Source organism: Paracoccus seriniphilus (genome assembly GCF_028553745.1).
Taxonomy (GTDB): Bacteria; Pseudomonadota; Alphaproteobacteria; order Rhodobacterales; family Rhodobacteraceae; genus Paracoccus; species Paracoccus seriniphilus.
In genome coordinates this window covers 103,789-118,005 of sequence record NZ_CP067132.1, presented here as the reverse complement: position 1 = coordinate 118,005, position 14,217 = coordinate 103,789, and the positions used below count along the sequence as shown (strand labels likewise).

Genomic DNA, 14,217 nt, shown 5'->3' with positions numbered 1-14,217 from the left:
TCATGCAAAATCAACAATCCACTCCCAAGCTTGAACTGCGCAATATCACCAAGTGGTTTGGCCCCAAAGACACGGGGGTCTGTGCGGTCGATGATTGTTCGCTCAGTGTTCAGAAAGGCGAATTCATCTGCGTGGTCGGGCCGTCAGGCTGCGGAAAATCCACGCTGATGACGGTCGGGGCCGGACTGGAAAAGCCGACCGATGGCGAAATCCTGGTTGACGGCAAGCCCGCCGGACCTCCGGGGCCGCAGCGCAGCGTCGTGTTCCAGAAATTCGCCTTGTTCCCTTCGGAAACCGTGGCGCAGAACATCAAGTTCGGATTGCAGATGTGTGGCGTGTCTGCCGCCGAGCAAGAGCGCCGACTGGTCGAGCAGCTGCAGATCATGAAGCTTGAACAGTTCCGCGACGCCTATCCCAGTGAATTGTCCGGCGGCATGCAGCAGCGCGTGGCGATTGCCCGTTCATTGGTGATGCAGCCCGAAATCCTGCTGATGGATGAACCCTTCGGTGCACTGGATGCGCAGACCCGCACAATTCTGCAGGAAGAGGTGCAGCGTCTGCACCGCGAACATCACTATACGGTGCTGTTCATCACCCATTCCGTCGAAGAGGCGGTCTATCTGGGTGACCGCGTGATCGTCATGAGCCGTCGGCCGGGCCGCATCAAGAAAGAGATCTCGCTGCCCCGCGATGTCGTGTGGAAGCGCGGCGATATCGAGGTTGCCGCCGAACATCCCGATTTCATTGCCGCGCGGCGCGAGATCTGGGCGCTGGTTCGTGAAGAAATCATCGCCCAGTAGCGGGCAGAACTGTTTTCATAGGGAGGAAAGATCAATGAAAATCAAGAACATGATTCTGGCAACGGCAAGCTGTGCCCTGATGGCGGGTGCCGTCTGGGCGCAGCCGGTGCAACTGAATCTGAACAGCCAGCCGAATGAAACCGGCTTCCCGCTGTGGCTGGCTGATCATCTGGGCTATTTCGCCGATAACGATCTTGAGGTCGAGATCACCTATTTCCCCAATGGCGGCGCGGCCCTTGCATCGGGCGTGTCGGGGGACTGGCAGGCTGGATGGACGGGCGGCCCGCCCGCGATCTCGGGCTGGGACAAGTTCAAGCTGATCTCGGTCGGCACGATGCTGAAGGAAGATCGCAACATCAAGCTGATCATGCGCAATGATGTGCTGGGTGATGGGACACCGGCTGATGCGCTGCGCAACACCCGCATCGGCACCGTGCCCAATTCGACCTGGAGCCAGTTGCTATACGCCTGCGCCGATCATTTCGGCGTGGCCCAGGGTGAACTGGAGATCGTGCCGCTTGATCCTCCGGTGACGCGGCAATCCCTGCTGAATGGCGAAATCGGCGCGGGGACCACCGCCGCTTCGGCCGATTTCGACATTGTCATGGACAAGGAAAACTACACGGTCGTCTGCGACGGGCAGGTGGCGGGCACCTCGATCATCGTGCCGCTGATCGTCACCAGCCGTTTCTGGGGCGATGATCCCGATGCCGCCGCGCGTTTTGTCGAGGCCGTCTATCGCGGCAATGAATACACCCGCGAACACCCCCAGGAAACCGTAGAACTGGCGCTGGAATTCTTCAAGGATGCCGGGATCGAAGGCACTCCGGAAACCGCAGCCTATGCCTTTGGCCTGCGCGATTTCCAGACCCTGGACGAAGCGATTGCCGACATGGAAAGCGGCGCGACCATCGATACGCTGATCGCCAGCGCCGAGGTTCTGGTTGCGGCCGGCGCCTATGACGAAGTGCCGGATCTGCCCGCAATGAGGGACAGCGCGCTGCCCATCCTGCAGGCCGCCAAAGCCCTGAGACAAGAATAACTATCCGTAACGGAGGTCATTGAACCATGAGTATCACTCAAAACAACACACACGAGCTCTTCAGGGGATATGTCGGGCGGACCTACAAGGATTCGACCCCTTGGTGGCCCGAACCCGAAACGCCCGACGAAGACAGCCCGAACGTTCTGGTGATACTGTTTGACGACATGGGCTTTGGCAGCCTTGGATGTTTCGGCAGCGAAATCGATACCTCGAACATCGATGCTCTGGCGCAGGGCGGATTGCGGTACAACAACTTTCATACCACCGCCCTGTGTTCTCCGACGCGTGCCTCGCTTCTGACCGGGCGCGACCACCACGCTGTCGGCATGTCGATCATCGCCAATGCCGACAGCGGCTTTCCCAGCAAGCGCGGCGCCATCCGGCCCAATGCCGGAACCCTTGCCGAAATGCTGGCGTCCCATGGCTACAACAGCTATGCGGTCGGCAAATGGCATCTGGCACCGGTCGATCAGACCTCGGCGGTCGGGCCGTTCGATCAATGGCCCCTGGGGCGCGGCTTCTCGAAATACTACGGCTTCCTCGAAGCCCTGTCCGATCAGTTCCGGCCTGCATTGGTGCGCGACAACCAGCATGTATCGCCGCCCTGCACCCCCGAAGAGGGCTATACGCTGAACGCGGATCTGGTCGACAATGCCTGCCAGTTCCTGACCGACCACGTGTCGCTTGCGCCGAAGAAACCCTTTTTCATGTATTTCGCCCCCGGCGCGATGCATTCGCCGCATCAGGCGCCGCAGGAATTTCTGGACAAATACAAGGGCCGCTTCGACGAAGGCTGGGACAAGATCCGCGAACAGCGTCTTGCCCGCCAGATCGAGATGGGCATCGTTCCCGAAGGCACCGGCCTTGTGCCGCGCAACGACGGGGTCGAAGCCTGGGATAGCCTGTCGGATGATCAGAAGCGACTTTATTGCAAGTTTGAAGAGGCTTACGCGGCTTTCCTCGACCATACTGACAAGGAAATCGGGCGACTTCTGGCGCATCTGGAAAAGCTGGGGAAGAAAGACAACACGATGATCTTCCTGCTGTCGGACAATGGTGCCAGCCAGGAAGGTCAGACCCACGGCTCGACCAGCACGACCTTTTACGAAAACATGGATGCCGAGAATTTCGACTTCAACCTCGAACGGATCGACAATATCGGCACCATGCGCGCCAAGAACAACTATCCGATCGGTTGGGCGCAGGTCGAAAACACCCCGTTGCGCCGCTACAAGCAGAACACCCATGCCGGCGGTGTTCAGGATCCGATGATCGTGTCCTGGCCCAGGGGAATTGGCGAAAAGGGCGGTGTGCGCAACCAGTTTCATCATGTGATGGATATCGTGCCCACCATTCTGGAGGCCATCGGCACCGAGGCCCCCAGCATGATCCGCGGTGTTCCGCAGATGAACATCCATGGCACGAGCATGCTCTATTCCTTCAATGACAAGGATCAGCCCACGCACAAGCGCACGCAGGTCTTTGAAATGTTCGGCCATCGGGCGATCTGGCATGACGGCTGGAAGGCGGTGGCCTATCACAAGCGCTATTCCGATTACGACGACGACCAGTGGGAACTGTATAATGTCGCCGAGGACTTCGCAGAACAGCATGATCTTGCGGACAAGGAGCCAGAGCGCCTGCGCAAGATGATCGAGATGTGGTGGGCCGAGGCAGGACGCTATGACATTCTGCCGCTGGACGACCGGGGCTTTGCCGAGCGCCGGGCCATGGCCAGACCGCGTACGGATTCCCCGCGTATCCAGCAGGAATATGTCTTCTATCCGGGCATGTCGCCCATTCCGGGCGGTGCGGCACCCTTCATCATGGATCGCTCTTACCAGATCCAGGCGCGGGTGCGCATTCCACAGGGATCGGAAGGGGTCATTCTGGCCTGTGGCGGATTATGTGGCGGCTACAGTCTCTATGTGCAGGACGGCAAGATCGTGCACGACTATAACTTCTATGAAGAGATGTTCCGCGCCGCTGCGCCGGTTCCCGAAGGTGGCGACTGGATTGATGTCCTGTATCGTTTCGAGAAGACCGGCATCTGCGAAGGCATCGGCCATCTGTCCCTGAACGGGCAAGAGGTCAGCACCGTCAGCATTCCCAAGACCTACCGCTATTTCATGGAATGGGAAGGTCTGAGCCTGGGCAAGGACGATGGCTCACCGGTCAGCCCGGCCTATGCGGATCGTGGGGGCTTCGCCTTCGAGGGAGAGATCGATCACGTGCGCATCACCCTTGGCAATGACATCGCCGGACCGCATGACTATGAAAGTCAGGACTGATCCCGGCGCGAAAAATGCAGATGCGCGGGGTCGCGCATCTGCAGTCCGCAAAGCTCCAATACCGTTTGGCGGTGCTGTCCAATGCCTGGCAAACATTGCCATAAAACAATATGATGCGTTGAAGACTTTGCAAATCACTGCAACCTCGGCCATGGCCTTCAAAAGGGGGGCGTCATGACAGATGCAATCATCATCGGTCTGGACGCGGGGACTTCGGTCATCAAGGCAGTCGCTTTCGATCCCAATGGCAACCAGATCGCCGCATCCAGCCGGAAGAACAGCTATCGCAGCCTGCCTTCGGGCGCGGCAGAGCAGGATATGGCCCGCACCTGGGATGACGCGGCAGCGGTGCTGAGCGAGCTGAATGATCAGATCCCCGACCTTGCGCGTCGCGCGGTGGCGATTGGCGTGACCGGTCAGGGCGACGGCACCTGGCTGGTGGATCACGATGGTGCCCCGGCCCATGATGCGATGCTTTGGGTCGATGCGCGGGCGGCAGCCCAGGCATTGGCCCTGACCGACAGCGCCAGCTATCCGCTGATCTATGACAGCACAGGCACGGGTGTGAACCCCTGTCAGATGCGGTCGCAGTTGTTGTGGATGCAAAGCCATGCGCCCGATCTTCTGGCCCGCTCGGCTGCGGCGCTGCATTGCAAGGACTGGCTGTATTTCTGCCTGACCGGAGAAATCGCGACTGATCCCAGCGAAGCGGTGCTGAATTTCGGTGACATGCGGCAGCGTGACTATTCCAATGAGGTGATCGAGGCCTGCGGGTTGTCGGGGTTGCGCAGATTGCTGCCGCCGATCGTGGATGGTGCGTGTCAGGATCACGGCCTGTCCACGCAGGCGGCGGCACGCACCGGCCTGCCGGCGGGCTTGCCGGTTTGCCTGGGCGCGATCGACATCATGTGTTCGGCCATGGCCGCCGGGTTGTATGATGCAGAACTGCAACCGGGGCTGACCATCATGGGCTCGACCGGAGTCCATATGCGCTTTGTCGAAAATGCCGCAACCGTGGTGCTGAACGAGGCCCGCACCGGCTATACGGTGGGTTTTCCCGGGCAGGCATTTGCACAGTTCCAGACCAATATGGGGGCTACGGTCAATATCGACTGGATGACCCGTATCGCCTGCGAGATGCTGGCCGCCGAAGGGGTGGCGCGCAGTCCGGCGCAGATCCTGGCGGGGCTGGATGAGAAGGTCATGGCGGCAACACCGGGTCGGGCGATGTATCACCCCTATATCCTGCCGGGCGGCGAACGCGGGCCGTTTCTGGACCCTGCGGCGCGGGCCAGCTTCAGCGGGCTGGATGCCACCACCGGATGGTTCGACATGATGCGGGCGGTCTATGACGGGCTCGCCCTTGCGGGGCGCGATTGTTATCAGGCCATGGGCGGCATCCCGCGCGAGATCCGCATCACTGGCGGCGCGGCGCGCTCGACGGCGGTCAAGACGATCCTTGCCTCGGTGCTGAACCGGCCCGTGCGCAATGTCGCGCAGGACGAGGCAGGCGCTGCAGGGGCTGCAATGACCGCCGCCGTAAGGGTCGGGCTTTTCGACGATATCGGTGCGGCTGCCGCGGCATGGGTCACGCCGTTGTTGCGCGATGTCGTGCAGCCCGATCCGGCGCTGGTGCAGACCTATGACCGGCTTTTTGACATTTTTCAGGAAACACGCCTTGCCATGCGACCCGTTTGGCAGACACAGGCACATATGCGCGAGGGCAGGAAATGACCAAGGACATAGCAATCATCGGCGATCAGTTCATGTTGTCCGATATTTTCGAGAAGGCCATTCTCGAAGCATGCGGCGACCGTGTGCAATGCCGCAAGCTGGACTTCGGCTGGCCGGATGAGCCGATCGAACAGGGCTATACCGAACCCCGCATCGAAGGGCTGCGAGAATACCAGGGCGATCCCGAGGTGGTCATCGAGCATATCGGTGACGCCCCCGTGCTGGTGACGCATCACGCGCCGGTCTCGGCGGCAATGATGGACCGGATGCCTCAGCTCAGGCTGATTGCAGTTGCCCGTGGGGGGCCGGTCAATGTCGATATCGCCGCCGCGCGGGAACGCGGTATCACCGTCGTCAATACGCCGGGGCGCAATGCCAGCGCGGTGGCCGAATTCACGATTGGGGCCATGATCGCCGAGATCCGCAATCTCAGCCGCGGGCATGAGGCCATGAAGGCCGGAAATTACCGCACCGATCTGTATCGCGCCGATGTGATCGGGGACGAGCTTTGCGACATGACCGTGGGCGTGATCGGCTATGGCCATATCGGTTCCCGGGTGGTCAGCATTCTGCGGGCCTTTGGCTGCCGAATTCTGGTCTCGGACCCCTATGTGCAACTGTCGGTCGATGATCTGAAGGACGGGGTCGAGCAAGTGTCGCTGGATACATTGCTGGCGCAATCGGATGTGGTGTCGCTGCATCCACGCGTGACCGAGGAAACCACCGGCATGATGAATGCCGAAGCCTTCGCCAAGATGAAGAAGGGCGCCTATGTCATCAATACGGCACGCGGTCCGCTGATGGATTACGATGCCGTGGTCGAGGCCCTGCAAAGCGGGCATCTGCGCGGTGCCATGCTGGAAACCTTTGCCTTCGAGCCGGTGCCGGAGGATTCTCCGCTGCTGACATTGCCCAATGTCACCCTGACCCCGCATATTGCCGGGGCCTCATTGCGCACTGTCCGGGTTGCGGCGGGCAAGGCTGCCGAAGAAATCCGCCGCTGGCTGGACGGCGAACCCCCTGTGAACCCGAGCTGAGGAATACCCATGCAACAAAGCGAAATGCAGCTGCGCCAGGCGATTGTGACCGCTTGTCAGAACATGAACAGCCTTGGCATCAATCAGGGGACATCGGGGAATATCTCGGTCCGCTGCGGCGACAAGGTGCTGATCACGCCCTCGGCGACCCCCTATGAGGACATGACACCCGAAATGATCGCCGAAATGCCCTTGGACGGGGAATATGGCGCGTGGTCGGGACCGCTTAAACCCTCGACCGAATGGCGCTTTCACTATGATATCCTTCGGGCGCGCCCGGACATGTCCGCGGTCGTCCATGCCCATCCGACCTATTGCACCACGCTGGCGATCGCGCGCAGACCGATCCCGCCGGTACATTACATGATCGCCTCTTTCGGGGGGATGGATGTGCGCTGTTCGGGATATGCGACATTCGGCACGGCGGAACTTTCCACGCTTGCGCTGGAGGCGCTGCAGGACCGGACGGCATGCCTGATGGCCAATCACGGCATGATCGCACTGGGCGAAAGTCTGGAAAAGGCCATGTGGCGCGCCGTCGAACTGGAGGCCATCGCAAGGCAATACTGCCTGTCGCTGACCATTGGCGAACCCGTGATGCTGAGCGAGGCAGAGATTGACGAGGCTCTGGCGAAATTCTCGGACTACGGGCTGAAGGCGGCAGAGTGATCCCACGATGTTCAACAAACTTTTCTTTTGTTGAACATCGCTGTATTCAACAGTTGTAAGGACTGTTGAACATGGCATCACGACACAGCGCATTGGCGCATGCGGCCTATCATGATCTGCTGCATGCGCTGAAGGATGAAGCCGTCAGCGAGCTGCGCGGCACCCCGACCCGGGTCGAACGCAACGGGCGGGTCTATTGGTATGACAGCTTTCGCCTCGGCAATCAGGTCCGCAAACATTACATTGGCGAGGACAGTCCCGAACTGGCAGAGCGGCTGGCTCGTCATCGCGAAATGCGCGAACCCGCGCGCGACAGGCGCCGGGCGCGGGCGCGGCTGGTGCGGTTGTTGCGCGCCGAGGGATATCTGGGTCTTGATCCGACGACCGGCAGCCTGATGGCCGCGCTGGCCGGGGCGGGCGTGTTTCGACTGGGCGGAACGGTGGTGGGCACTCATGCCTTCCGGTTGTATGAGGGCGAGCTGAACCTGCGTTATGATCTGACGCAGGCGGCGCAGACCGATGATCTGGACATCGCCAGCTTTGAACGGCTGTCTCTTGTGCTGGAGGATGTGGCCGCACCACCGGTTCAGCAGGTTCTGTCGGATTTCGCCTTTGCGCCTGCCCCCAGTCTGGAGCCGGGGCGGACATGGCGCTGGCGTCAGACATCGGGAACGGCCCTGGTCGAATTTCTGACACCGGCCTTTCAGCATGAGGGTCTGCGCGATCTGCCCGCGCTGGGTGTTCAGGCGCAGGCCCTGCATCACCTGAACTATCTGATCGCGGAACCGATACAGGCGGCCATTCCCTATCGCAGCGGAGTTCTGGTGCAGATCCCGCGCCCGGAGCGCTATGCGATCCACAAGCTGATCGTCGCCGCGCGGCGGCGCGATGAGGACCGGCTGAAATCCCACAAGGATCGTGCCCAGGCGGCATTCCTGATCAAGGCGCTGGCGCAGGACCGGCCCGATGATCTGCTGGAGGCCTATGAAGATGCCCGCGCGCGTGGCCCGCGTTGGCGTGCACAGATGGATGAAAGCCTTGGCCGCATGCCCGACAGCGCCCGGGCGCTGCAATCACTCTGACGGCTACCCGATTTTCTGCTGCAGTTGGGCCAGCATTACCTCGGCGGTCTTCCTGAAGATCGTCACCAGATTGTCCACCGCATCACTGCGTTCCTGCGCTGGGGGAAACAACAACCCGAAACTTAGCCATTCGTCGGTGTCCAGCGGGCGGCACAGCACCTCGTCGCGAAAGATCAAGGGGCTGAGCGCATCGGCAATGGTAATGCCATAGCCCTCGGCCACCAGCGCGCAGGCCAGCATGGTATTGGCGACTTTGACCTGGCTGGGCGGTGCCAGATCATAGGCGGCGAACAGCTCTTCGACCTGCTCTCCGATCAGCAGGTTCGAGGTGATCCGCACGAATTGCTCGCCCTGCAGTTCTGCGGGTGGCACGCGGTCGAATCTGGCCAGCCGGTGATCGGGCGACATGACGACCATGGGCGGAATGCGACCAAGAACCTCGGTGCGCAGATCGGGATTGCTGGCGGGCAGGGGTCCGACGCCCAGATCGAACTGATTGCCCGCGACGGATCGTTCCATCACCCGACGGGTGTCGGCATTCACCACAACATGCATTTCGGGATGCTGTTTCAGAAACTGGGCGGTGGCCGGAATCGCGATCACCGTGCCCAGCCGCGGGATTGCATTCACCTTGATCTGGTGATGGGTGCCTTCACGCACATGCTGGACGATCTCGGGCACGCGTTCCAGGTTTTCCAGCATCACCTGCGCTTCGCGATAGAAGGCCAGCCCTTCGCGCGTCGGGATCAGGCGCTGCTTGTTGCGATGGAACAATTGCAGGCCCAGCTCGTGCTCCAGAACCGACAGTTGCCGGCTGAGCGCGGAATTGCTGGTGTTCATCTTCTCGGCGGCGACCCGCAGGGTGCCCAATTGCATCACCAGATTGAAGGCGCGCAGCCCCTTGATGTTCATGCCATCCGCCTTTGTTCGAAAATAAGCAACATATGATCGTTACTTTGAAATATACGAACATGTCGGGTTCTGGCAATAACATCCCTCAAGCCGGATACCCTGAGAGGGTATCGGGGCCTTATGGGGAGGAGAGGCATGGAACGCAGGAATTTTCTGAAAGCGGCTGCCGCGCTGGCAGGCATCGCCGCGGCTCCGGGTGTGGCGCAGGCGCAATGGCGTCCGCGGCGACCCGTCACATTGATCGTGCCTTTCCCCACCGGTGGCGGCACCGATGCCTATGGCCGTGCCGTGGCGACGGGCCTGCGCGAACGGCTGGGCGTGCCGGTCAATGTCGTGAACAAACCTGGCGGCGGGGGCGTGAATGGCGCGGCCGAGCTTGCCAGAGCGCGCCCTGACGGCCTGACACTGATGGTAACGACAGGTGGTGCGCTGGTCATGGGTGCCCTGTTCAAATCCATTCCGGTAGATCCATTCGACGATATCGCCACTCTGGGGCAGGCCGGCAGCCTGCAGGCTGCGGTGGCGGTGCCCTTCGACAGCCCCTATCAGACCCTGGCGGATCTGTTCGACGCGACCCGCGCGGCACCGGGCAGCCTGCGTTGGGCACATACCGGACGCGGAGCCTTTCTGCATGTCGCCGGCCAAAGCCTGCTGGACGCCAATGAACTTGCGGCGACGGATGTCCCCTTTGCCGGAGGCGGCAAGGTGCGCGCCGCGCTGATCGGCTCGCAGGTCGATTTCGCGGTGATCGGAATCCACCAGGCCGCGGGCTTTGAACAGCAGATGCGCGTCCTGGGGCTGGTGGCACCGCAACGCTATGCGCTGCAGACCGATGTGCCGACCGTGGCCGAGCAGGGCTATAACTATGAATTCATTGATACCCCCATCACGCTGCACGCCCCCAACGGCCTGAAGGATGAAACCTCCCGGACGTTGATGGCGGCCTTGCATGAGACCGTCAGCAGTCCCGAATTTGCCAAGGACATGGCCGTGCAGGGACTGTTGCCGGCCTATCTGGACGGTCCTGCCAGCGTGGGACGCCTGACCGAACTGCGGGATGCCGTGATGCCGGTCATCCAGTCGCTGAAATGACGGGCGCGGCGAAGGGCCTGATGACGCGGGATTCCGTGTCGGGGCTGGCGATGATCGTGATCGGCGCGCTGGTGCTGAAATTCGCACTGGACATCGAGATCACCGAACAGGGCGGAATCGGGCCGCGGGTCTTTCCGCTTGCTGGTGGCGGGGCCATCTTCGGGCTTGGCCTTGTTCAAACCGTGAATGCGATCCGCATTCCGCTGGCGCAACGCGATCTGCCACGGTTGCGTGACATGCTGCCGGTGCTGCTGCTGTGCGGTCTGGCCATTCTGTATCTGATCGCGATCACGCTGTTCGGTTACCTGATCGGTACGGCGGCTTGTGCGCCATTGACCCTGATGCTGTTCGGGGTCCGCTCGCCCGTTGCGATGCTTGTCGCGGCGGTGCTGTGTCCGCTGATCTATCATCTTGTCTTCTTTGTCGGGCTTGGGGTGTTCCCGCCTTATGGCGCGTGGTTCGACCTGCTGGACGTCATTCAGGGATTCTGACCCATGGATATCTTTGCAGGAATTGCGACGGTGGCAACGTCACCGGCGCTGTTGTTCTGGATTGTCGCGGCCGCTCTGATCGGCATGGTGGTGGGGGCCATTCCGGGTCTGACCGCCGCTGCAGCCATCGCGATGCTGTTGCCGGTGACCTATTACATGGACCCGCTCAGCGCCCTGGCCTTCCTGTATGTCATTGGCAAATCAGGACGTTACGGCGGATCGGTCGCGGCGATCCTGTTCAACACGCCGGGAACGGCCGCCAGCGCAGCCACCCAACTGGACGGCTATCCGCTGTCACAAAGGGGCATGTCGGGCAAGGCGATGAAAATCGCCACGATTTCATCCGTCATCGGTGATTTCATCGGTGATCTGCTGCTGATCGTCTTTGTCGGCTATATCGCCAGGATCGCACTGACCATGGGGCCGCCCGAGCTGTTTGCAGTCTATTTCGCGGCGTTCGTCGTCATCGGATCGGTCATTGGCAAATCCGTCACGCGAGGGCTGGCCAGCGCGGCTCTGGGGATCGTTCTGGCGACCGTGGGGCTGGACCCGATTACCTCGCAGGATCGCATGACGCTGGGGTTGTTCGACCTGTCCGGCGGGGTTTCCCTTGTACCGCTGATGATCGGGATATTCGTGCTGGGTGAGGTCTTCACGCAGCTTGAAAGCAAGCCCGGCAAGATCGAGGCCTTCCCCGAAGAACATGACGCTGCCGCCGAAACCCGAAATCATCTCAGCTGGCCCGAATTCCGCCGCTGTCTGCCCCATATCGTGCGCTCTTCCTTCATCGGGGCCTTTATCGGCATGCTGCCCGGACTGGGTTCGGCCATTGCCTCCTTTGTGGCCTATGGCGAGGGCAAACGGCGGGCCAGCAACCCCGAGGAATGGGGCCGAGGCGCGCTGGAAGGCGTTGCCGCGCCCGAGGCTGCCAATAACGCGGTGTCGGGACCGTCCATGGCACCGCTGCTGACTCTGGGCATCCCCGGTTCGACCATTGGCGCCATCCTGATCGGGGTTTTCCTGATCCACGGCATTCAGATCGGGCCGACCCTGTTCCTGACCTCGCGCGAGCTGGTCTACAGCCTGTTCGCTGCCGGTCTGTTCGGCATCGCCAGCTATGGGCTGATCGGATATTTCGGCGCGGCGCGTGTCGGCCATCTGATCCTGAAAGTGCCGACCCGTGTCCTTTACCCGCTGATTTTCCTGACGGCCTTTGTCTCGGCCTATTCGGCCAATGGCAGCCTGTTCGATGTCGCGGTGATGATCGCGGCGGGCATCCTGGGCTGGCTGATGCGGAAATTCGATTTCAACCCGCCCGCGCTGGTGATTTCCTTCGTGCTGGCCGGTGGTGCCGAAGAGGCCCTGCGCCAGTCTTTGCGCCTGTCCGACAGCGGGCTGATGATTTTCCTCGAACGGCCGATTGCGGCGGGCTTCCTGCTGCTGGGTGTGCTGGCGATGTTCTTCCGCGCCCGTTCGCTGCGCCGCGAGACAACAAGCTCAATCCAAGAGGCAAGTTAAGTGTCCAAGCGTCCCAATATCGTCTTCATTACCTCTGACCAGCAGCGCGCCGATTGCTATGGGTTCGCCGGGAGGCGGGTCAAGACACCCCATCTGGACCGGCTGCGGGCCGAAGGCGTCCATGCGCCGACCTGCATCACCCCGGCGCCGGTCTGCCAGCCCGCGCGGGCCTCGATCCTGACCGGCAAGCTGCCCAAGACCCATGGCGTCAAGGACAATGGCATCGATCTGCGCCCCGAGATCGGAAATCGCAGCTTCGCCCGGCAATTGTCCGAGGCGGGCTATGCAACGGCGCTGATCGGCAAGGCGCATTTTGCCTCGACCCAGACTTTCGCACCACGCCAGAACCCCGAATGCAAATCGGGTTCGGCAGATTACCCCGCCGATTGGCATGGCCCTTACATGGGGTTTGACCATGTCGAACTGGTCACGCAGGGGCATTGGCACAAGTTTCGCCCCCCGATCACGCCGCCAAACGGCCAGCACTACGAAAAATGGTTCTTTGATACGGTCGGCGGTAAAGATGCCTTTGACCTGTGGAAGGACGAGACCCGCCCCGGTACGGGTGCGGCCCAGACATGGAGCTCGGCGCTGCCAGTGGCCTGGCACAGTTCAACATGGGCGACGGACCGGGCGCTGCGCTGGCTGCACAAACGCGATGAGAGCAAGCCCTTCTGCCTGTGGCTGTCCTTGCCGGATCCGCATCATCCCTTTGACTGCCCCGAACCCTGGAGCCGCCTGCACGACAGGGATGAGGTCGATCTTCCCGCGCATCGGACCAAGGATCTGGACCGGCGGCCATGGTGGCACAGGGCCTCGCTGGAGGGCGAGCCGCAGCTTGACGATCCGCTGTTCAAGAAATTCCGCAAGCAGGGCACGCGGATTCCCGATCAGAGCGACGAGCAATTGCGCGACATGACGGCCAATTATTACGGCATGATTTCCCTGATCGACCATAATGTCGGGCGGATCATGGCGGCCCTGGCGGATGAGGGACTCGCCGAGGATACCATCGTGATCTACACCTCGGATCACGGCGATTACATGGGCGATCACGGGCTGTATCTGAAAGGCCCTATCCTTTACGATTCCCTGCTGAATGTCGGCATGATCGCGCGCGGACCGGGGATTGCGCCGGGCAGCACGGTGACCGATGTGGCCACGACGCTGGATCTGGCCGCGACCTTTTGCGACTATGCGGGCACGCAGATGCCCGACGATGCGCAAAGCGTTTCGATGCGCGGCGCGCTGGAGGGGCAGGGCGGCGCGCATGAGGCTGTCTATGCCGAATGGGACGTCTCGCCTTCGCGTTGCGGGGTCAGGCTGGATCTGCGCAGCGTCCATACCGGCGACAGCAAGCTGACGGTCGAACTGCAATCCGGCGCCGGTGAAATGTATGACCTGACGAATGATCCCGACGAGATGAACAACCTGTGGGATGATCCTGCCGCCGCAGATCTGCAGGCGCGGCTTGTCGCCCTGCTGAGGGCGCGTCCGGGTGTCGAGCTGACAAGCTTTGATCCGCCAAGCGGCGTGGCGTAGTCCT

12 protein-coding genes are annotated in these 14,217 nt (G+C 61.5%); 11 read left to right on the top strand and 1 reads right to left on the bottom strand.

All coding sequences use genetic code 11. The features are described from left to right. Positions 1-2 precede the first annotated feature (2 nt). The 7 genes from JHW44_RS19010 (at position 3) to JHW44_RS18980 (ending at position 8,658) form a co-directional block, all read left to right on the top strand. A complete protein-coding gene (locus JHW44_RS19010) occupies positions 3-800 on the top strand; it encodes an ABC transporter ATP-binding protein (protein ID WP_089344079.1) in 798 nt (265 codons plus the stop codon). A gap of 34 nt (positions 801-834) precedes the next feature. Next, complete coding sequence (locus JHW44_RS19005) at positions 835-1,842, top strand: ABC transporter substrate-binding protein (RefSeq protein ID WP_179217691.1); 1,008 nt, start codon at positions 835-837, stop codon at positions 1,840-1,842. A gap of 26 nt (positions 1,843-1,868) precedes the next feature. Further along, positions 1,869-4,136, top strand: a complete 2,268-nt coding sequence (locus tag JHW44_RS19000; RefSeq protein WP_089344077.1) for an arylsulfatase — start codon at positions 1,869-1,871, stop codon at positions 4,134-4,136. 174 nt (positions 4,137-4,310) lie between these two features. Continuing rightward, entirely contained in the window at positions 4,311-5,870 is a 1,560-nt protein-coding gene (locus tag JHW44_RS18995) for an FGGY-family carbohydrate kinase (RefSeq protein WP_089344076.1), read from the top strand. Further along, the gene (locus JHW44_RS18990; RefSeq protein WP_089344075.1) at positions 5,867-6,907 is read left to right on the top strand and encodes a 2-hydroxyacid dehydrogenase; all 1,041 of its coding nucleotides are present in this window, start codon (positions 5,867-5,869) and stop codon (positions 6,905-6,907) included. The genes JHW44_RS18995 and JHW44_RS18990 overlap by 4 nt, the downstream gene beginning before the upstream one ends. A gap of 9 nt (positions 6,908-6,916) precedes the next feature. Continuing rightward, positions 6,917-7,576 carry a class II aldolase/adducin family protein gene (locus JHW44_RS18985; protein ID WP_089344074.1) on the top strand — a complete coding sequence of 220 codons (660 nt, stop codon included), beginning with the start codon at positions 6,917-6,919 and terminating at the stop codon, positions 7,574-7,576. 71 nt (positions 7,577-7,647) lie between these two features. Continuing rightward, positions 7,648-8,658 (top strand): nucleotidyltransferase family protein, encoded by a 1,011-nt coding sequence (locus tag JHW44_RS18980; RefSeq protein ID WP_089344073.1) that lies wholly within the window; start codon positions 7,648-7,650, stop codon positions 8,656-8,658. Positions 8,659-8,661: 3 nt separating this feature from the next. Here the strand turns inward: JHW44_RS18980 and JHW44_RS18975 are convergent, their stop codons facing one another. Further along, entirely contained in the window at positions 8,662-9,570 is a 909-nt protein-coding gene (locus JHW44_RS18975; protein ID WP_089344072.1) for a LysR family transcriptional regulator, read from the bottom strand. Between the two features lie 135 nt (positions 9,571-9,705). Here JHW44_RS18975 and JHW44_RS18970 point away from each other — a divergent pair, with 135 nt between their 5' ends. From JHW44_RS18970 to JHW44_RS18955, 4 genes are read left to right on the top strand one after another with little or no spacing between them, the layout of a single operon-like run. Next, on the top strand, positions 9,706-10,662 hold the full coding sequence (locus JHW44_RS18970) for a Bug family tripartite tricarboxylate transporter substrate binding protein (protein WP_089344071.1): 957 nt from the start codon (positions 9,706-9,708) through the stop codon (positions 10,660-10,662). Positions 10,663-10,682: 20 nt separating this feature from the next. Further along, positions 10,683-11,153, top strand: a complete 471-nt coding sequence (locus tag JHW44_RS18965; RefSeq protein ID WP_245847022.1) for a tripartite tricarboxylate transporter TctB family protein — start codon at positions 10,683-10,685, stop codon at positions 11,151-11,153. Positions 11,154-11,156: 3 nt separating this feature from the next. Then, the gene (locus JHW44_RS18960; protein ID WP_089344070.1) at positions 11,157-12,671 is read left to right on the top strand and encodes a tripartite tricarboxylate transporter permease; all 1,515 of its coding nucleotides are present in this window, start codon (positions 11,157-11,159) and stop codon (positions 12,669-12,671) included. Further along, entirely contained in the window at positions 12,672-14,213 is a 1,542-nt protein-coding gene (locus tag JHW44_RS18955) for a sulfatase family protein (RefSeq protein WP_089344069.1), read from the top strand. Positions 14,214-14,217 lie beyond the last annotated feature (4 nt).